Here is an 18,792-nt window from a genome sequence, read left to right as displayed (position 1 = left end):
CTGTTATCGAATTGTGTACTTTAAAAGTTCTCGTTTTTGAAAATGGTGTACTAAAATAGATAAGGCGCACCGCGATAACCGATTAGCGCAGGCTCTATGAGAGCCATTCCCCTGAACCCCAAATCTTCCCCGATTTGGGGTTTTTTTGTGTGCTATTTAGTTAATACGGATTCCGTTATCTTCAATCACAATTTTACCGGCTTTGTACAAAGTGCCTATTGCTTTCTTAAAGGTGCCTTTGCTTGTGCGGAATTCCGCGAAAATCGCTTCTGGAGATGACTTATCACTTAGTGGTAGAAAGCCACTATTTTTTTCGAGTTTCTGGAGGATTTTTTCGCTAAGATCATCAAACTTGGCGACACCCACTTTTTGCAACGAGACGTCAATTTTGCCATCTTCTCGCACTTGCTTAATGTAACCTTTCAGTTTTTTACCAATAAAAATTTTCCCAAATACATCACTTGGGAAAATCATTCCCCAATGAGATTCATTGATAATAACTTTAAAACCGAGTTCACTTCGTTCAGCAACTAATAAGTCGACTTGCTGATTACTTGTGTAACGAGCTGGTGTTTTGTCTAACAGCTTATTGAATTTAGTGGTGCCCACGATTCGTCCAGAGGCTTTGTCCGTATAGACATAAATTAATTTAGTCTGGCCCTCAGCTAAACGCCCACGCTGTTCACTGTAAGGTACCAGTAAGTCTTTACCTTTGATTCCCCAATTGACGAAGGCTCCAGTATTGTTTACCCCTTCCACTTTCATCAATCCCCATTCTCCAACTTGAGCAATAGGTTTTTCGGTTGTCGCAACAACCTGGTTATCTGAGTCAAAATAAATAAATACCTCGAGTTCATCGCCGATTTCTACACTCTCAGGCAACCAACGATTCGCAAGCAGCACACTGCCAAAATCATCGGCGTCGAGGAATACTCCAAAGTCAGCAATACGAGTAACAGTTAACTTATTTATTTTTCCTATTTGGGCCATACTTTTTTCAGTCTCACATCAAATTTGCGGAGATTATACTTTATCTCTGATATCCTTTCTCTAAGAATAAAAATAAATTGTCTCAACAAGCAAGTTGTTGAAGTAATGGATACTTGAGACAGATAACAATAAAGATTAGGAGAGCTTCATTTGATTAACGTCGGTAAACACGATGCAATCACATTAAAAATCACCCACGCCATGCCTGAAACTAAGGCGTGCGATCTTGATATCTTTCTCTTCGTTCCTGGTGAAATTGGTTTATCACGGAACATCATTGATGAGTCAGAATTTTATTACAACTGCTTTACCCAAAAGCGTACCTACTTCAGTGATAAAATTCTTCTTCCTCTCATCCATAGCCGATTAGCGCAACGTGGGCGCCTCTCAACCACACAGTACAGGGTGAGTCTTAGCTTATTTGCATATCAGTACGTCATTGCCCTTGATAAAGCCATCCATGACCTCACAAAACATGGAGATAGTATTACCGAAGATGAGATAGACAGTGTAATCGAACTATCGCTCGATATTCTTCGTAGGTTGAGACGTACAATCCCCTATGAAGAAAATATCAAGCGTTACTACAATAACATCGACAATTACTTGTCTTGGTATACGGAACAAAGTTTCTTAAGTTTAGTTTCGACGTTACCACGTAACGACGATTACACGACAATTAAAAATCGTCTGATTACGTTAGCAGAGAAAGAAGAAGCGCATCGCACACTGAATCACTACAACTCGAAAAAGGCGTCAGAAAATGTTAACCGACTGACGAACAAAATGCGCTTACTTCGCCGTCTTATTGAGCATCCCGTTGTTTTAAAGCAAGAGATGTCCTCGTTAGGTAAAAATATCAGTCGCGCAGTAAAAGGCATCGCTACTGGTTTTATTATGGTTTTTGTCACCATTACAGCTGTCATGGCAAGAGATTATCTTGGCGAAATCACTGCATCATTTATCGTTGTGATGTCACTACTCTACGCATTACGTGAAATATTCAAGGACGACTTAAAGGAGTTATTGTGGCGCTGGTTGAGAAAAGGGAAACCTAAATGGAAGCGTCGCTACAATGATCCCACTACCGGCTCACAGGTGGGTCATAAAGTGGAATGGCTAGACTATAAAACTCTGGCTGAATTACCAGATCGAATTAAGTTTATTCGCAAGAAACGCGTTGTTCAGAGAGAGGAACGAATCGTCCATTACCGCTCAGAAACTCAAATGTCGACATCCAAGTTTCTTTCGGGATATGAGGAAACCAGAGAGACGATCCATATCGATTTTCGTCCGCTAACACGCTTATTCGATAAAAGTGCAACCAGTATTTATATCTTAAATAATGGCCAAGTTAGTAAAGAAAAAGTAGAAAAGAGACACCTTCTGAACTTGATCATTAAAGAAAATAATCACAAAGGCGTACCAAATTATTACCGTTATAAAGTCGTATTGAGCAGAAACAAAATCGTGGACATAGAAAAGATAGAGCTTACTCCCTAAGCGGAAGTAAGCCTTATAATAAGTTAGTAGCGATAGATGGTATCAGCGTGGCAGTGTTCAGTTAAATAAAATTCAAACTTGTCGTTTGTCGCTGAGTTATCGTAAATGATCGATGCGTCTTTCTTAGCAATGTGAGCACACTTCACCGCTGTATCAATTAGCGATATCACTGCTTCGTTTTCTGGTTTAAATAGATGTTCCAATTGCTCATTAAAACGGTCTACACCCAAAGTAAACTGAGTTAAGTGATCGACGTTAATCACAATGCCATCAAAATACTGAAGCAATCTTTCCGATAGAAGCGCAGCTGACGGAACATCGCATGAATACGATACCTTCAACCCATTGAGCCCACGTGGCAGACCATTTTCAGCCAATCGATCGATAATCGTTGCTGCATCGCTTAATGCGCGAACGAAAGGAACGACAATTTCAACATCAATCCCTTGCGTACGTAGAGCTTTAACAATATCGCACTCCAAAGAAAACGCAGTGGCATATTTTTCTGACGCGTAACGAGAAACACCACGTACACCCATAAATGGATTAGTTTCTTTCTCTTCTGCAACGGAACCGCCAATGAGCGCACTATAAGCAAAACTATCAGCGTCGCTTAAGCAGAGTTTAATCGACTGATATGACTGAGACTTAAATTTTGCAGTAATACTGGTAACTAAAGTAGAAACAAAGTGTTCTGATATCGATGCCGAACCAACAATAGCCTTTAACGCCTGTTGTTCCTGCTCGCTCAAACTCCCCTCGTCCTCATTAGCAAGAGAAGGATGATAAAATACGCTTTCTGCCACCAACTCGGCCAACGAAATGTACAAGTGAATTGCACTATCTTGCTGAATGTCTGATGGGAATACATTTCCGTAACTAACTGTGCCATTAGCAACTTGAGGATGCTCTAAGCTCATTACTGCTCCATTTCATTATTATCATCGTATATGAGTGGAAAAATACCGACTGCAGTAGATAAATACAAGCGGAATCACTACAAATATAAAGGATTAAGGAGAAAAAGATGGAACTCTTGACCAGAATTGACTGCTTTGTCGATGTTTGAGTTTATATCATGGACATTATGAGCTATCTTACAGCCCTAATATTTAGCAAAAGTTTTTAATCTGATTTCCTTAGGAGTGAACCATGCCCTCTTTTGATATTGTTTCTGAAGTAGATACTGTTGAACTGCGTAATGCTGTTGATAATGCCAGCAGAGAACTATCAACACGTTTCGACTTTCGTAACATTAATGCCAGTTTCGAGCTAAAAGATGACGTAGTGAAAATGGCGGCTGAAGCAGATTTTCAGTTGAATCAAATGATGGATATTTTACGTGGTAACTTAGCCAAACGCGGAGTTGACGCTCGCTCTGCTGACGCACAAAAGTCAGAATGCACAGGGAAGAACTGGTCTAGAAACGTCATTTTTCGCCAAGGCATTGAAACTGACGTAGCGAAGAAAGTCGTTAAATTGATTAAAGATAAAAAATTGAAAGTTCAAGCTTCAATTCAGGGCGATAAAGTTCGTGTAACGGGCAAAAAAAGAGATGACTTACAAAGCGTGATAGCTGCACTTCGTGAAAGTGATTTCGAACAACCTTTCCAGTTCAATAACTTCCGAGATTAATCATCTCGATATTTGAAAACGCATTGCGTGGCGAGTGTCTCACCACGCAATGAAGCTTTATTAGTGCTTATCAATATGTCCGTGTAGAAATAATGACGCGGCTTGTGAACATTGCTGATAAAGATAACGTAGCGTCGGATGGATAAGAACAATAATTCGCTTATTTTCCTTCCGGTGTTCATTCAAAAGTTTAACCAAGTCTGCCTTGGTTCGATATTGAGCTCGTTCAGCATCCCTTCGACAAAGTTCTAAATACGCTAGGCAATCATGATCGCTGTGTAAAACGATCTCTGCTTGCTGCATAAACCGCAAAGCCTTAAGAGGAAGAAGCTCGACATCTTTCTCTATGATGATCCAGTTTTCTTCGCATGATTCGTATGTTGGCTTGCTAATTAATTCCTGATAACGTACTTCAAGAACACGATTATTGTCCGCCAGCTTCACTTCAGAATCAGCGAAAAAACGCTCCCAGAATTTTCGTCTGAGATCGACGGTTGGTAACGCTTCTTTTATTGAATCTCGCTTAGATGCGCCAAAGTCGGCTAGCAACGCCAAGTTCTGGGGTAGTACAGATTCTAACGTTTCCCGTAAATTTCTAATTAATACCGGGGATGCTCCTCCGCTTGACACTGCAATTTGGATACGCCCTCTATTGAGCATAGATGGTGTAATAAAATCGCAATATGGCTGATCATCAACCACATTAATCAGAAGATTCCTCTGCTTAGCATCTGCGTGTATCTGATGATTGAGCTCATTACTGTCAGTTGTCGCCCATACCTGAACAAAAGGATAAGTATCCATTACTGAGCTGTCGTAACAGCTTGCAGACCATCGGCACTGCTCTTCTGAAACCAATGTTTGTAAAGTCTCGCTCACCTGCGGGGAAACTATAAGAACATCTGCACCCGCTTTGACCAACGCTTCTACTTTTCGGCTAGCGACTTCTCCTCCGCCGATAACCAGCACAGGCTTGTCTTTCAAGTCCATAAATAGTGGAAAATATTGCATTTAGTCTAAAACTCTCCCTTATACTGGTCAAAATGACCCTACCTAAAAACGTGCACGGCTCTCTCTAAAATGCCATTCGGTAAAAATAATGCGTTATATTTACCATTTTCTGATTATAAAACTCCATTAAAACCAAATTATCCAGTTATTTGTATAGTTATGCCACTCCACAAAAAACAGGACATTCTGTTGCACCACAATGGAACTCATTTGCACCATTTACATTTGAATAACAATTCGCCATTCTAAAACCCGTAGGTAAGAGTTCAATTATAAGTCTAATGACCACAGATTTGAGAAAATTTTAATTTCTACCTACGCTTTAAAAAGTCTGCACTAATAAGTGGCAATCTTTTTGCTTAGTAGATGCAGCGCTAATAACAAACAAACACAACATTTATGTACCTTGTACCAGGGTTACCCTGTTTACATATGGATCATACAGGAAGGATACAAATGGCAAACAAACTCACACTTCTAGCCTCCGCTGTAGCTGTTTCTGCTGCACTTGTCTCTACAACTGCATCAGCAGCTGAAAGTACCTTAGACAAAGTACTTTCTCAAGGCTACCTTACTTGTGGCGTTAGTACTGGTCTTCCAGGCTTTTCTAACCCAAATGAAAAAGGTGAATGGGAAGGTATCGACGTCGAATACTGTCAAGCAGTAGCAGCAGCGGTTCTAGGTGATAAAACTAAAGTAAAATACGTGCCATTAACAGCTAAAGAACGTTTCACAGCGCTACAATCTGGTGAAATCGACATTCTTTCGCGCAATACAACATGGACACTACAACGTGATACTGCCCTTGGTCTTAACTTCGTTGGCGTTAACTACTACGATGGTCAAGGTTTTATGGTCAAGAAATCACTTGGTGTTAAAAGTGCTAAGGAACTGGACGGCGCATCAGTATGTGTGCAGTCTGGCACAACAACAGAACTTAACCTTGCGGATTACTTCCGTAAAAGTGGTATGACATACAAACCAGTTGTTTTTGATACAGGTGCTCAAACAGCAAAAGGTTTCGACTCAGGACGTTGTGACGTTCTTACTACTGACCAATCAGGTCTATACGCTCTTCGTCTAAACCTAGCAGATCCTAGTACTGCAGTCGTTCTACCAGAAATCATTTCAAAAGAACCTCTTGGTCCGGTAGTTCGTCAAGACGATGATAAATGGTTCAACGTAGCTAAGTGGACTCTATTCGCAATGATCAACGCTGAAGAATATGGTATCACTTCTCAAAACGTTGATGAAATGAAGAAATCTTCTGATCCAAACATCGCTCGTATCCTAGGTGAAGATGGTCCAAAAGGTACTGGCCTTGGTATTCGTGATGACTGGGGTTACCAAATCGTTAAGCAAGTTGGTAACTACGGTGAAGTGTTTGAAAAAACAGTTGGTAAAGGCTCACCACTTCAAATTTCTCGTGGCGTAAACGCGCTATGGAATGCTGGTGGCTTCATGTACGCTCCACCACTACGTTAATTAACTTTCTAAGCTAAACAGACAGGGCGGGATTCACTCTCGCCCTTTTCTCGAAAATATGGATTAGATTAGAGGTTATAGCTGTATGAAACCTGAGAATAATCGTGTTTCAGAGGCGGAGCCTATCGCTCCATCAAAGAACACAAATTTGTTTTACAATCCTACTTTTCGATCAGTCGCCTTCCAAGTTATTGCTATCTTCGCTTTAGGCTTTTTTGTTTACACGCTTGTAAGCAACGCGTTATCAAACCTAGAAGCTCGTGGTATTGCAACTGGCTTTGGCTTCCTGGACCAACCTGCCGGGTTTGGTATTGGATTATCACTGATCGATTACACAGAAACAGATACTTATGCCCGGACCTTTTTTGTCGGTCTTCTCAACACGGCTCTAGTATCTGCACTCGGTATATTCTTCGCAACCATTATCGGATTTGTCCTTGGTATCGCTCGTTTATCGTCTAACTGGTTAGTTAGCCGCATCGCTGCGGTTTACATAGAGACCTTCCGTAATATACCCCTTCTGCTGCAAATTCTATTCTGGTACTTTGCAGTGCTTCAGGCACTACCATCACCGAGACAGAGTATGTCTATCGGTGAATCTGTGTTTCTGAATGTTCGCGGATTATATTTACCAGCACCAGTGTTTGAAGCTGGCAGCGGTGTAGTCATTGCTGCATTCATCATTGGTATCGTAGCGACAATTGCTATTAATGTTTGGGCTAAAAACCGCCAAAAACTTACCGGTCAACAGTTTCCAATCGGACGAGTTGCACTTGGTCTGATCATCGCTTTACCTGTGGTCGTATACTTCATTGCAGGCATGCCTATTTCAGCTGATTACCCTCACCTTCAAGGTTTTAACTTTAGAGGTGGTATAGGAATTATGCCTGAACTGGCGGCATTGCTACTAGCGCTAAGCGTCTACACTGCAGCATTTATTGCTGAGATAGTTCGCTCTGGTATCAACGCAGTGAACTATGGGCAAACAGAAGCAGCAATGTCTCTTGGCGTCCCACGCTCAAAGGCTTTGAAATTAGTTATTATCCCACAAGCGATGAGAATTATTATTCCACCGCTTACCAGCCAATACTTGAACCTCACCAAGAACTCGTCATTAGCGATGGCCATAGGCTATCCTGATCTCGTTTCTGTGTTTGCGGGTACGACATTGAACCAAACAGGTCAGGCAATCGAAATTATTGCTATGACAATGGGTGTGTACCTCGGCCTAAGTATTCTGACATCGGTTCTGATGAACCTTTACAACAAGAAAGTTGCGTTGGTGGAGAGATAATATGAAAAAGCACGAATTCCTTCCAGATCTCCCACCACCAGCCAACACACGAGGTGTGATGGGATGGATGCTAAAAAATCTGTTCAACAGCCCTGTTAATACTGTTTTGACTTTTGTCATCGCTTATTTTGCGTTTACTGGAATTTGGCATGTCGTCGACTGGGCATTTATCAATGCTAACTGGATGGGTGATACTCGCGATGCGTGTACAAAAGACGGTGCGTGCTGGGTATTTATCAGCGTTCGCTTTGAGCAATTCATGTTTGGCTTCTACCCAGAAGCTGAGATATGGAGACCTCAGATCTTTTTCGCGACATTAGCTATTTTAATCGCGTTAATCGCTTATGACAAAACACCAAAGCGCGCGTGGATATTTCTCTTCACTGTAACAGTTTACCCATTTTTAATTGGTGAACTGCTTGAAGGACACCTATTCGGCCTACCTATTGTTGATACGCATAAATGGGGCGGCCTGATGATTACATTGATTATCGCCTTAGTAGGTATCGTGGTTTCATTACCAATTGGTATTCTTCTTGCGTTAGGCCGTCGTTCAGACATGCCAGTGATACGCAGTCTTTGTACTGTGTATATTGAAGTTTGGCGTGGTGTTCCGTTGATTACTGTATTGTTTATGGCGTCAGTGATGTTGCCTCTATTCTTATCTCATGGAACAGAAGCCAATAAACTGGTTCGTGCCTTAATTGGTGTGGTGATGTTTAGCTCAGCGTATATGGCTGAGGTAATTCGTGGTGGTCTTCAAGCCATCCCCAAAGGCCAGTATGAAGCTGCCGATGCGTTGGGATTGAACTACTCGAAAAAAATCGCACTTGTTATTATGCCGCAAGCATTAAAGATTACGATTCCATCTATCGTAAACACTTTCATCGGTCTGTTTAAAGATACCAGCCTTGTTCTTATTATTGGTATGTTTGACGTCCTTGGTATTGGTCAGGCGGCGAATACCGACCCGAATTGGCTAGGCTATTCAACTGAAAGTTATGTATTTGTCGCGTTAGTGTTCTGGATATTTTGTTTTGGCATGTCGAGATACTCGATATGGCTAGAAAATAAATTAAATACCGGCCACAAACGATAAGCAGAATTAAGGACGTATTATGACGCTGCAAGATTCAAACGAAGATTTCATGATTCAAATTAAACACATGAATAAGTGGTACGGTGAATTTCACGTACTAAAAGATATCAATCTAAACGTAAAAAAAGGCGAAAAGATTGTTATCTGTGGCCCTTCAGGTTCGGGGAAGTCAACAATGATTCGTTGTATTAACCGCCTTGAAGAGCATCAAAAAGGTAAGATCATCGTAAACAATAACGAACTGACCGAAGACCTAAAGGATATCGAGCTAGTTCGTCGTGAAGTTGGTATGTGTTTCCAGCACTTCAACTTATTCCCTCACTTAACCGTGTTGGAAAACTGTACTCTTGCTCCTATCTGGGTGAAAAAAATGCCTAAGAAAGAAGCTGAGGCCATCGCGATGAAATACCTTGAGCGTGTGAAAATTCCGAATCAGGCACTGAAATATCCAGGACAATTATCCGGTGGTCAGCAACAGCGTGTAGCGATAGCCCGCTCACTATGTATGAACCCACAAGTCATGTTATTCGATGAACCTACATCGGCACTCGACCCAGAGATGGTACGTGAAGTACTTGACGTTATGGTCGAGCTAGCAAGTGAAGGTATGACCATGCTTTGTGTTACTCACGAGATGGGCTTTGCTAAAGAAGTCGCAGACCGAGTCATCTTTATGGATGCTGGTGAGATTATTGAAGAAAACAATCCAAAAGAATTCTTCGAAAATCCTCAGTCGGATCGTACACAGAACTTCCTGTCGCAGATTCTTTCTCACTAAAGGACAGTTACACATACAAAGAGACACCATCTGGTGTCTCTTTTCTTATGTAGAACACAATAAATAGAAAGATTGTGTTACAACTTCCCCCTTACTTGTCGCCTCAAATTGATTATTATAGAAGTATGAAAATGTAGGGACTTGAAATATTGAACTTCTGTCCCCATAAATGTCTTATAAATAAACGGGTAATAACCATACGAGGAAGAGTATGAACAGACCTATCTATTCTCAAACGTCATCACAAAGCAGTGTACTGCAAACGAACAAAGTTCTGCGCAATACTTATGCGCTACTATCAATGACACTGCTATGGTCAGCTGTTGTTGCTGGTGTATCTATGGCGATGAACCTACCACGTCCGGGGCTAATTATTACCCTAGTTGGTTTCTACGGCTTACTGTTCTTAACAGAGAAAAATCGTAACAGCAGCTTAGGTGTTGTCTTTACATTCCTGTTTACAGGATTCCTAGGCTATACGTTAGGTCCAATCTTGAACATGTACGTTAGTGCTGGAATGGGAGACGTTGTTCTTACAGCGCTCGGTGGTACAGCATTAACATTTATGGCTGCTTCAGCGTACGCACTAACAACAAAACGTGACCTATCATTCCTTAGCGGGATGTTAATGGCAGGTTTCGTCGTTCTGCTTGTTGGTATGGTTGCTAACATCTTCCTACAGATGCCAGCTCTTTACCTTGCTATGAGCGCTCTATTTGTTTTGTTCTCAACGGGTGCAATTCTGCTGACGACTCAGCAAATCGTTCGTGGCGGTGAAACAAACTATATTTCAGCGACAGTGACACTTTACGTGTCTATCTATAACTTGTTCCTAAGCTTACTAAGTTTGCTTGGTGTGATGAACGACGACTAATTATTGCAATTAGATCATAGTTTCCAAAGCCTCCTTTACGGAGGCTTTTTTGTTGTTAGGCCATTTAGTCTACGTAAGCGAGATGCTCACTTGTCATAAGGACATCCATCAGCGTAAACTTAGCGCCTTAAGATCATATGCTTCACAAAATTAAACATAAGGTTATGTATTACAATGTTGATGTATAAAGGTAATCCAATCGCAACAGATAAAGAAGGCTACTTGTTGGATTTCTCTTTGTGGGAAGAAGAAATGATACCTGAACTGGCGAAAACAGAAGGTATTGAACTGACTGATGATCATTTAGAGGTAATCATGTTTGTTCGTCGCTTTTACGAAGAATACAATACTTCTCCAGCGATTCGTATGCTGGTCAAGGCGATGGCTAAAGAATACGGCCCAGAAAAAGGCAGCAGCAAATACCTATTTAAACTATTCCGTGAAGGCCCAGCGAAGCAGGCAACCAAGCTAGCAGGACTACCCAAGCCGGCTAAATGCTTATAATCGGAGCCTAATGCGTAGAGAAGCCTCGGAATGGCTTCTCTGGAAAAAACTCCATTCTTTCTATGTGATCAACTGTTGCCATCGGTGACCCGGTGTGTAGCCATTCATATAGCAGTTCAATTTGCTCCGGTTTACCCGTTGCAACCACTTCTACGTCCCCACTACTCAGATTACGAGCATATCCGGTTAAACCTAACTTGAGACCTTGATTTGCAGTAAAGTAACGAAAGCCAACTCCCTGCACGATTCCCGATACAATAAACTTTTCGCTTTTCTCCATTTGAACTCCAAAGTACAAGGTTATGCCTAGCCATTATTACCGAGTATGGCAAAGATCACTCAACTAAACCATGAATAACAAACTACATATTGTACTGTGTTCAACTACACGAGCTGCTCTGTCGTTATCGCGTTCATCATCGTTTTGTTGACATTTCTTAATATCGAAACCGATGCTTTAAATGCAGCAAGTTCGTTATCTTGCAGATGATAGGTAACCAATTCTTTTATACCGTTACGAGTGATCACGGCAGGAACTCCCGCGTAAACATCCGTTTCACCATACTCACCTTTTAACATCACTGATGCAGGCATAACAATATTACCATCACGAATAATTGCTCTTATCATTTTGGCAGCAACCGATGCGATACCATAGTCCGTCGCCCCTTTTGCTTTCACGACTCGATAGGCAATCTGGCTAATCTCTTTCTGTACTTTCTCAATTTCAATTCCAGAGAGTCTTTCTGGATTATCATGAAGAATTTGCACAAAATGCTTCGCGCCGACGGTAACCTGACTCCAGGGTATCATTTGCGAGTCGCCATGTTCTCCCATACACATCGCCTCGACACTACGGGGATCCACTTCCATTGTATCAGCGAGAAAATAACGTAACCGTGCAGAATCAAGCGATGTCCCCGTCCCAATAACTTTGTTCGCAGACAAACCCGACAGTTTATGGACTAGGTAAGTAATGGCGTCAACGGGATTGGTGATTACAATAAATATACCGCAAAAACCACTCGCCATAACCTTTGGTACGATGTCACTGACAATGGATGTAGCCTGTTCCAGCATGTCTAAACGGGTATAACCATCTTTGTAGGGTGCCGCTACTGACAACACAACAATGTCTGCATCAGAGCAATCAGAGTAGTCTCCAGATCGGATTCTCATACGATTCTCTGAGAAACCCAAAGAATGCTTGAGGTCTTCGGCCTCCGACCATGCTTTTTCAATTCGACGGTTAATCAGAATCAACTCATCACACGTATTACTTATAGTAAGGTGATGTGCTAATGCGCAACCAACGTGCCCCATACCAATAATGGCCAGTTTACTTTGGCTAATAGTCATGCCAACTCTCCCTGTACAAATCAAATGCACTCGTTATTCCATAACGAATTTGTTAATCGTACATTAGCAGATCGGCTGTATTATGCGCATCGTTGAACTGGAACAAAGCAAAAAACACCATGTAAACTCATATTTACGGTGGCTGTCATCACGCTTACGCAATCGAAGCCTGCAATTCTTCCATTAGAAGTGACTTTAATGTGGTTTGAGCAACACCTTTGATCGTTTTAGACTCTTTTAGTGATAAACCAAGTTGTGGGAGAGACGGTAGTGAAGAAGAAACAAGATATTTTAAACTGGTAGGCATTCCGACACTAGAGCGAACAGTCACGCCCATTCCGGCTCGCGTTGCGGCCCAAACACTGCTAAGACTGCCACTGGTAAAAGACATTCGCCATGGGATATTTGCGTTGTCTAACGCCTCGATTGCCATGTTCCGGATCACACATGGAGCTTCGAGCATGACAAGCGGAAGAGGATCACCACTACTCATAGCATTGATGACGATCGTCTCATCAAGTCCTATCCAATACAACGGCAACTCAGCCACATGAGAGTCAGCATCATACTGATCTGGGGCTTCCCAGCAAAGGGCGTAGTCAAGAGCACAACACTCAACCGATTCTGTAAGCATACGATTCCTACCGGATTGCGCTTCCACTTCAACAGCAGGGTAAGCCCGACAAAACCGGCCAAGAAGATTAGGAATCAAAATATCGCTAAAATCTTCCTGAAATCCGATGGTCACTTTACCATCCATTTGCCGTTGTTTGAGTGCGAGTAGCGCTTCATCATTCACAGCTAAAAGCCTACGCGCATAACTTAGTAAAAGCTCGCCATCTTGAGTCAGCGTTAAGCCTCTCCCCTCTTTTTGTAAAAGCTGCCTGTCACACTGTGCTTCTAATTTTTTCAATTGCGCACTCACAGCAGATGTCGAACGACTTAATCTTTGTGCCGCAATAGCGTAGTTTCCAGCATCAATTCCAGTCACAAACGTGCGCAAAGCATCGAGATCTAAAGCTTCGGGTCTCTTCATTACAATCCTCTAATTCAGGACATTAATTCCCAATAGTTTTGATTTTATACAATATAAAAATCGTAAACAATGTCATTCAGACACTGAAGAGGAAAATAGAATGACAAAAATACTCAATAAAGAGTCCTTGGTGGGTATTGCTCCAAAATTAGCAGAGATAACCAACACGGTTTTATTCAACGATATTTGGCAACGAGAAGAACTGAGTAGCCGAGAAAGAAGTTTAATTACACTAGGAGCATTGACGGCATTAGGAAGACACGATCAATTAGAGTGGCATATTCACTACGCAATACAAAACGGGCTAAACCTAGATGAACTGATAGAAATATTTACGCACCTCGCTTTTTACACAGGTTGGCCCAGTGCGATATGCGCCCTCGAACGATTGCCAGAGAAGGATGAATCATGCCGCTAACCCGAATTATTGTTCAAAAGGAACACTACAGTCGTAACGAGTTAAATAAAATATCGCACATATTGCACGCTGTGTTAGTCAACGAGTTTGATGTTCCTGTGAGAGACCAATTTCAAATAATTGAAGAAGTTGAGAAGAATAATATCATCGTTGATCGTGAGTATCTCTCCCCAGGTCGCACTAGTGGATATATTCTTTTCTACATCACCGCAGGTAAACCTAGGAACTTAACACAGAAAACCCGTTTCTATCGCGAGTTGTGCCTCCAATTGACCAAGCAAACTTCGATACGCTCAGCCGACATTATGGTTATCATCCAATACACTGACGCTAGCGACTGGAGCTTTAGCAATGGAGATGTGTTTTCAACGAAAATGTTAGAAGGCTAAAAGCTTGATGAAAAATAGAAACCGGGTCCATGACCCGGTTAGGAAGACTAACTTTTAAATGTATAGGTGGTGATAAATCGATACTCGTCGTAGCCATCTGAAAACGATTTATTCACATGGATATTTCTTAAGTCAAATTTCAGCCCTTGAAGCGAACCTTCCTGAATCGTGTAGCTTACGTAGATGTCGCGCTCTATCTCATTAGCATTGCTATCGCTTCCTACATTAATATCGTTGCCGTAGATATAGCGTGCAAATAAGTCGAGCCCAGGTAAGTCAAAGTCTTTAAAGTTATACCCGTATCGAACACCATACGATTTTTCGTCTGGGCGAACAAAAGCTAATGACGACCAATGTACTAGATAAGGCTGTGGAATATAACCGTTCATCGTTGGAAAGAAACTGTCGCTATTCATGCTCTGGTAACTTAATGCAAACATATGATTTGATTTATTTAATGTAAACATCGTACCAAAAGCACTGCCGTCCACTTTTCCATATAAATCATCACCATTATCACTGTTATCAAAATAGCGAATATCAGTCGTCAGCCTATAGTCGCCACCCAATTCAGCCCTGTGCTTCAACCCGGCATATTGCTGAGTGTAAATATCTTTAAGTTCAGCATAAAAGTAGGTCGCAGCGAGTGATTTTGTTACATCATAAGTACCGCCAGCAAAAGAAAGACCGTCACTGCGTTCCTGACCATCTCCTCCCCATAGATAAAAGTCTTCTTTTTTCTCACTATTACGAGTTACCGCTGACCAAAAATGTCCACCAGTCAGACTCAATCCATCAATTTCATCTGTTTGAATAACGGCACCCTGATAGATGGTATCAAGCTGACGGCTCGTATCATCCCAGGCAATGGGAAGATGGGGGCGATGATCACCAACCGTTAATTTGGTTTTTGAGTATTTCATCTTAAATGTGGCACCAACTCGTCCGTAATCGTCTTGCGCTTCACTCGTCGTCGTATCGTATGGAAGTGTTCCGTCATTTCCCTCAGAATCGAGCGTGATTGCCCCCTGGGCAGAAGCATCAAAACCGAACTGTAAGGCGGTATCGGTATATCCAGAGAAGAATTGCAGATCAGCCCCTTGAGACCAACTACTTACATCGGAGGTTGTACCCGAGTAATCTCTGTCCAAATAGAAGTTTTTGAGATCGAGTTGAATAGAACTGTCATCTAAGAAATCGGCGTGAGCCATTACTGGCAAATAGGCGCACGTAGAGAGCAGACAAACTCTCAGAATATCTGTTGAATTCCGTTTCATATTTTATCCTAATTTGTATGACTGACTTTTTATGAATTTTAAATCCATTTATTTTTGTTACGGCACACTAGCCAACCTATCCGTACGGTCGGCTCAAGTGCACCTCTATATACTTGCTACGATATAGATTAAAAGTCAATTGAATATTCAACTAAAATTCATCATTTAAATTGGTGCAATAAATGGTGCAACGCCTAAATTAAGTGCAATGATTACACACTTTATTCGACTATAACGCACCACATTAACTCATTGATTATTATGAAATGAAATATAGAAAAATCCTGATACATGAAGGATTATTGAATTTAATGAAAAATTTAGGATATTACTTAAGTAATTCCTTAAGCACTAATTTTGATCATTTTTTGTAAAACATTTTATTATTTTTTATCAAAAGAAAAAATTGCGCAATTTATGGGCAAAGACGATCTGAAACTTTTTTACTTTTCGTGTAACTTCAATGCACCATTATCTCGTTAAAGTTAGCTAATTGTTTCGATAACAGACTGTAGAACTGACTAGCCCCGTGAACGCAAAAACTGAATAAAAGCGGTGAGTTTGGCTAGCTAGAACTTTGCATAAGGATAAATAATGTAGACGGGTAACGGTGCCGCTTGCCAATCGGGTAAGACATTAATCAACTTTCCCTCTCGAATATCTTGATTCAATAACCACATGTTAATTAATTTGATAATTGATAAAAGTCTGGAACGGTATAGGCAAATATTGGCGGCTAGAATAATAACGGCAAAATAAAGCCGTAAAGAGAGAAAAGTCAGCCCTTTACGACATTTTTTACCAAGATAGAAACTTTAAAATGATAATTAAATATTACATTTTATAGGTAACATTTAATCCGTAAGTGCGGGTTTGCCCTACTGATGCTCTTTCTGGACTGCTCGATTTAAGCAGAATGACATCAGCGTTTGCTAAGTTTTTGATGTATCCATCAATGGTGAAATCACCCCAAGTGTAGCTTAGCCTTGCGTCTGCTGTGACGTAGTCCCCTGCAGTGTAATCACTGTCATTATCCAAATCAGAGTAATATTCACTAACGTACTTAGTATCAGCACCGAATGAGAAACTTTCTCCGATATACTGCGTAAAGCCAACACTCAAGTTAGCGTGAGGCGCATACGGCAGCTCGTCACCCGTTGTGTTGCTGTTCGCATCGACTTTTGAATCAAGTAGCCCGGCGGAACCACGTAACATTAGGTCATTCGTAGCCCAGAATGTACCCTCAAGCTCAAGTCCATAAGTATGAGAAGAATCGACGTTGGTAATCTTAGAATCAGATTGCGCCTGATAACCATCATAGTCGTTATAGAACAAGTTACTTGATAGCGTGGCTCGATTACCAAACTGCGTTTTTGCTGTCAGTTCATAGGCAATGACCGTTTCTTTATCATAAGAATAGTATTCATCCGTACTCATTTTGAGGCCTGCACCACCAGCATTATAGCCTCGACGAACGTTTCCGCCGACAGTCGTGCTGTCCGTCAGGTCGTATGTCATACCGACTTTAGGTAGAAATACAGTTTCGTCATCGTTTTGTGCAAGATTGTAAGCCGTTCCCTTCGGCGCATATACCATATCTCGATCAACCGAGTTATTTTCAAGACGAGCACCGCCAATCAGATTCCAACGCTGAGACATTGCATACGTTGTTTCTCCGTATAGAGCAATCACTTGAGAGTCAGCGAGGCTTGCATAGCTTGTCCAACCATTAACGTTATTATCGATATCAAAATCGTTTTTCTCATGCGAAAAGTAAATTCCCGTCATACCAGACCAATCCGAATCTGGCACGGCGAAGCTCACTCTGTTATCTAACTCATAGGTATACAGTTTGTTATCTAGCTCAGTTTTATTTAATGGATACTGATAAAAGGTAATATGATTGAGTTGATAGTCAAAATGAGTAAGGTTAGAAATACCATTCGAAAAATCGTAGTTCACATCAAGCGCTATTGTATGGATATCGGTATCTTGCAGGCGAGTATTACCATTTTGGGAGCTCGCTTTTAACTCTAATGTTTGCGATCCGTAACCATCATCACTGTCATTAACCCACGTAAGAAATTCACCCTCGTACTTATGATAGTTGTACGTTAACTTGGCAGACAATCCTGGTATTGCGCTGGGTTCCCAAAGTAGTTTTGCTCTTAAATTGAGGTTTTTTGAATCGTTCACGTCAGGCCCAACATCTAGCTGATCGGTTTCCTGAGTGTAGTTTAGCCACCCTTCCCCTTTTGTCCCATCCACGGCTACACGTAGAGCCAATTCATTTTCAATTAACGGGGTATTGAACATCACAGCAAGATTATTTTTAAAATTACCATTTTCGTAATTTTCTAGTCCAGCCCGAACAGCAGCTTCATACTCATAAGTCGGATCATTTGTGGTTGAAACCAGCGCACCACCGATAGCATTAGTCCCCTGAGACGTTGATTGAGGCCCGCGCAATACTTCAACACTTTTTGCATCCCATAGACCCGATGGAGAATAACCGTATCCTGTCCAGCGCTGCGTGACACCATCGACAATAGTCGCAATGCGAGAACGACTACCAGTTAAATACGCATACTGTCCTGTCGATGCGCCCGTTCCTGAGATACCACGAATAGTGACTGAACCAAAACCCTCGGCCACAACGTTTGGTGCTAAGGTCACTATATCATTTAGTTTTTTATTCTGGCCGTTTTCAAACTGGTCTGCATCGATAACCGTAACCGCAGTTGTGGTGTGTTTTAAATCCTTGTTGGTTTTCTCACCCACGACGGTAATCGTATCTAATGAATCCACTTGATTTGCTTCTTCTGCTATAGCAGCAAAAGAAAGCGTCGAAGAAAGCGCAAAAGCCACGGCAAGGCTTAATTTATTAGGTTTCATACCAATATCCTACTCAATGTATGATTTTTGTTATTAGCGACATGCGTGATAGGAACTTAGCTGACGCAGCCTATTGACCTTATCAGAACCAGGAAGACAACCTTGTTTGAATCAATGAGTACTTCTACGGCTTGTTGGAGTTCACACACTCTTAGCGAAATATTTTTACCTTTGAGTGACCAAATCCAGCCAACAAATAGTAATGGTAATAATATTCGTTATCATTTATGGTAAGTGTGTTTTTG

The 18,792-nt window shown here is 41.5% G+C and carries 18 protein-coding genes; 10 read left to right on the top strand and 8 right to left on the bottom strand.

The window, feature by feature from the left end; translation table 11 throughout:
• Positions 1-156 precede the first annotated feature (156 nt).
• Entirely contained in the window at positions 157-990 is an 834-nt protein-coding gene (locus EES38_RS09865; RefSeq protein WP_124937011.1) for a CvfB family protein, read from the bottom strand.
• Positions 991-1,140: 150 nt separating this feature from the next.
• Here EES38_RS09865 and EES38_RS09860 point away from each other — a divergent pair, with 150 nt between their 5' ends.
• Complete coding sequence (locus EES38_RS09860) at positions 1,141-2,493, top strand: hypothetical protein (protein ID WP_124937010.1); 1,353 nt, start codon at positions 1,141-1,143, stop codon at positions 2,491-2,493.
• A gap of 23 nt (positions 2,494-2,516) precedes the next feature.
• Here the strand turns inward: EES38_RS09860 and EES38_RS09855 are convergent, their stop codons facing one another.
• Complete coding sequence (locus EES38_RS09855; RefSeq protein WP_124937009.1) at positions 2,517-3,413, bottom strand: putative PEP-binding protein; 897 nt, start codon at positions 3,411-3,413, stop codon at positions 2,517-2,519.
• Positions 3,414-3,645: 232 nt separating this feature from the next.
• On the opposite strand from EES38_RS09855, the gene EES38_RS09850 reads away from it, so the two are divergent.
• Positions 3,646-4,128 carry a YajQ family cyclic di-GMP-binding protein gene (locus EES38_RS09850; protein WP_124937008.1) on the top strand — a complete coding sequence of 161 codons (483 nt, stop codon included), beginning with the start codon at positions 3,646-3,648 and terminating at the stop codon, positions 4,126-4,128.
• A 60-nt stretch (positions 4,129-4,188) separates the two neighbouring features.
• Here the strand turns inward: EES38_RS09850 and EES38_RS09845 are convergent, their stop codons facing one another.
• Entirely contained in the window at positions 4,189-5,139 is a 951-nt protein-coding gene (locus tag EES38_RS09845; protein ID WP_124937007.1) for an NAD(P)-dependent oxidoreductase, read from the bottom strand.
• Between the two features lie 456 nt (positions 5,140-5,595).
• On the opposite strand from EES38_RS09845, the gene EES38_RS09840 reads away from it, so the two are divergent.
• The 6 genes from EES38_RS09840 to EES38_RS09815 all read left to right on the top strand — a co-directional run bounded on the left by EES38_RS09840 (position 5,596) and on the right by EES38_RS09815 (position 11,173).
• Positions 5,596-6,624, top strand: a complete 1,029-nt coding sequence (locus tag EES38_RS09840) for an amino acid ABC transporter substrate-binding protein (protein WP_124937006.1) — start codon at positions 5,596-5,598, stop codon at positions 6,622-6,624.
• 85 nt (positions 6,625-6,709) lie between these two features.
• Positions 6,710-7,918 carry an amino acid ABC transporter permease gene (locus tag EES38_RS09835; protein ID WP_124937005.1) on the top strand — a complete coding sequence of 403 codons (1,209 nt, stop codon included), beginning with the start codon at positions 6,710-6,712 and terminating at the stop codon, positions 7,916-7,918.
• A gap of 1 nt (position 7,919) precedes the next feature.
• Entirely contained in the window at positions 7,920-9,017 is a 1,098-nt protein-coding gene (locus tag EES38_RS09830) for an amino acid ABC transporter permease (protein WP_124937004.1), read from the top strand.
• Positions 9,018-9,036: 19 nt separating this feature from the next.
• Positions 9,037-9,795: an amino acid ABC transporter ATP-binding protein gene (locus tag EES38_RS09825; protein WP_124937003.1), complete on the top strand. Its 759-nt coding sequence runs from the start codon at positions 9,037-9,039 to the stop codon at positions 9,793-9,795.
• Positions 9,796-10,006: 211 nt separating this feature from the next.
• Positions 10,007-10,669, top strand: coding sequence for a Bax inhibitor-1/YccA family protein (locus EES38_RS09820; protein WP_124937002.1), 663 nt, complete (start codon positions 10,007-10,009; stop codon positions 10,667-10,669).
• A gap of 174 nt (positions 10,670-10,843) precedes the next feature.
• Complete coding sequence (locus EES38_RS09815) at positions 10,844-11,173, top strand: TusE/DsrC/DsvC family sulfur relay protein (RefSeq protein ID WP_124937001.1); 330 nt, start codon at positions 10,844-10,846, stop codon at positions 11,171-11,173.
• A gap of 7 nt (positions 11,174-11,180) precedes the next feature.
• On the opposite strand, the gene yccX is transcribed toward EES38_RS09815, so the two are convergent.
• The 3 genes from yccX to EES38_RS09800 all read right to left on the bottom strand — a co-directional run bounded on the left by yccX (position 11,181) and on the right by EES38_RS09800 (position 13,568).
• Positions 11,181-11,453 (bottom strand): acylphosphatase, encoded by a 273-nt coding sequence (yccX, locus tag EES38_RS09810; protein ID WP_124937000.1) that lies wholly within the window; start codon positions 11,451-11,453, stop codon positions 11,181-11,183.
• A gap of 104 nt (positions 11,454-11,557) precedes the next feature.
• Positions 11,558-12,532: an L-lactate dehydrogenase gene (locus tag EES38_RS09805; protein ID WP_124936999.1), complete on the bottom strand. Its 975-nt coding sequence runs from the start codon at positions 12,530-12,532 to the stop codon at positions 11,558-11,560.
• A 154-nt stretch (positions 12,533-12,686) separates the two neighbouring features.
• Complete coding sequence (locus EES38_RS09800) at positions 12,687-13,568, bottom strand: LysR substrate-binding domain-containing protein (RefSeq protein ID WP_124936998.1); 882 nt, start codon at positions 13,566-13,568, stop codon at positions 12,687-12,689.
• A gap of 100 nt (positions 13,569-13,668) precedes the next feature.
• Between EES38_RS09800 and EES38_RS09795 the strand changes: the two genes are divergently transcribed.
• Positions 13,669-13,986 carry a carboxymuconolactone decarboxylase family protein gene (locus tag EES38_RS09795; protein WP_124936997.1) on the top strand — a complete coding sequence of 106 codons (318 nt, stop codon included), beginning with the start codon at positions 13,669-13,671 and terminating at the stop codon, positions 13,984-13,986.
• Positions 13,977-14,375: a tautomerase family protein gene (locus EES38_RS09790; protein ID WP_124936996.1), complete on the top strand. Its 399-nt coding sequence runs from the start codon at positions 13,977-13,979 to the stop codon at positions 14,373-14,375. Before EES38_RS09795 ends, EES38_RS09790 begins: the two co-directional genes overlap by 10 nt.
• A 47-nt stretch (positions 14,376-14,422) precedes the next feature.
• On the opposite strand, the gene EES38_RS09785 is transcribed toward EES38_RS09790, so the two are convergent.
• Both EES38_RS09785 and EES38_RS09780 read right to left on the bottom strand, forming a co-directional pair.
• Complete coding sequence (locus tag EES38_RS09785; RefSeq protein ID WP_124936995.1) at positions 14,423-15,652, bottom strand: OprD family outer membrane porin; 1,230 nt, start codon at positions 15,650-15,652, stop codon at positions 14,423-14,425.
• An 834-nt stretch (positions 15,653-16,486) separates the two neighbouring features.
• Positions 16,487-18,547: a TonB-dependent receptor gene (locus EES38_RS09780; protein WP_124936994.1), complete on the bottom strand. Its 2,061-nt coding sequence runs from the start codon at positions 18,545-18,547 to the stop codon at positions 16,487-16,489.
• Positions 18,548-18,792 lie beyond the last annotated feature (245 nt).

It is taken from the genome of Vibrio viridaestus (genome assembly GCF_003856525.1).
Lineage (GTDB): Bacteria > Pseudomonadota > Gammaproteobacteria > Enterobacterales > Vibrionaceae > Vibrio > Vibrio viridaestus.
Note: the sequence above shows the minus strand (reverse complement) of the source record. Positions and strands in the feature narration are given on the sequence as shown.

What these genes read in the sequence shown, in the direction of transcription:
- EES38_RS09845 (WP_124937007.1), bottom strand. Translation starts at nt 5,139, where the DNA reads ATGCAATATTTTCCACTATTTATGGACTTGAAAGACAAGCCTGTGCTG.
- EES38_RS09790 (WP_124936996.1), top strand. Translation starts at nt 13,977, where the DNA reads ATGCCGCTAACCCGAATTATTGTTCAAAAGGAACACTACAGTCGTAAC.
- EES38_RS09820 (WP_124937002.1), top strand. Translation starts at nt 10,007, where the DNA reads ATGAACAGACCTATCTATTCTCAAACGTCATCACAAAGCAGTGTACTG.
- yccX (WP_124937000.1), bottom strand. Translation starts at nt 11,453, where the DNA reads ATGGAGAAAAGCGAAAAGTTTATTGTATCGGGAATCGTGCAGGGAGTT.
- EES38_RS09800 (WP_124936998.1), bottom strand. Translation starts at nt 13,568, where the DNA reads ATGAAGAGACCCGAAGCTTTAGATCTCGATGCTTTGCGCACGTTTGTG.
- EES38_RS09825 (WP_124937003.1), top strand. Translation starts at nt 9,037, where the DNA reads ATGACGCTGCAAGATTCAAACGAAGATTTCATGATTCAAATTAAACAC.
- EES38_RS09855 (WP_124937009.1), bottom strand. Translation starts at nt 3,413, where the DNA reads ATGAGCTTAGAGCATCCTCAAGTTGCTAATGGCACAGTTAGTTACGGA.
- EES38_RS09850 (WP_124937008.1), top strand. Translation starts at nt 3,646, where the DNA reads ATGCCCTCTTTTGATATTGTTTCTGAAGTAGATACTGTTGAACTGCGT.
- EES38_RS09795 (WP_124936997.1), top strand. Translation starts at nt 13,669, where the DNA reads ATGACAAAAATACTCAATAAAGAGTCCTTGGTGGGTATTGCTCCAAAA.
- EES38_RS09865 (WP_124937011.1), bottom strand. Translation starts at nt 990, where the DNA reads ATGGCCCAAATAGGAAAAATAAATAAGTTAACTGTTACTCGTATTGCT.
- EES38_RS09815 (WP_124937001.1), top strand. Translation starts at nt 10,844, where the DNA reads ATGTTGATGTATAAAGGTAATCCAATCGCAACAGATAAAGAAGGCTAC.
- EES38_RS09780 (WP_124936994.1), bottom strand. Translation starts at nt 18,547, where the DNA reads ATGAAACCTAATAAATTAAGCCTTGCCGTGGCTTTTGCGCTTTCTTCG.
- EES38_RS09835 (WP_124937005.1), top strand. Translation starts at nt 6,710, where the DNA reads ATGAAACCTGAGAATAATCGTGTTTCAGAGGCGGAGCCTATCGCTCCA.
- EES38_RS09840 (WP_124937006.1), top strand. Translation starts at nt 5,596, where the DNA reads ATGGCAAACAAACTCACACTTCTAGCCTCCGCTGTAGCTGTTTCTGCT.
- EES38_RS09830 (WP_124937004.1), top strand. Translation starts at nt 7,920, where the DNA reads ATGAAAAAGCACGAATTCCTTCCAGATCTCCCACCACCAGCCAACACA.
- EES38_RS09805 (WP_124936999.1), bottom strand. Translation starts at nt 12,532, where the DNA reads ATGACTATTAGCCAAAGTAAACTGGCCATTATTGGTATGGGGCACGTT.
- EES38_RS09785 (WP_124936995.1), bottom strand. Translation starts at nt 15,652, where the DNA reads ATGAAACGGAATTCAACAGATATTCTGAGAGTTTGTCTGCTCTCTACG.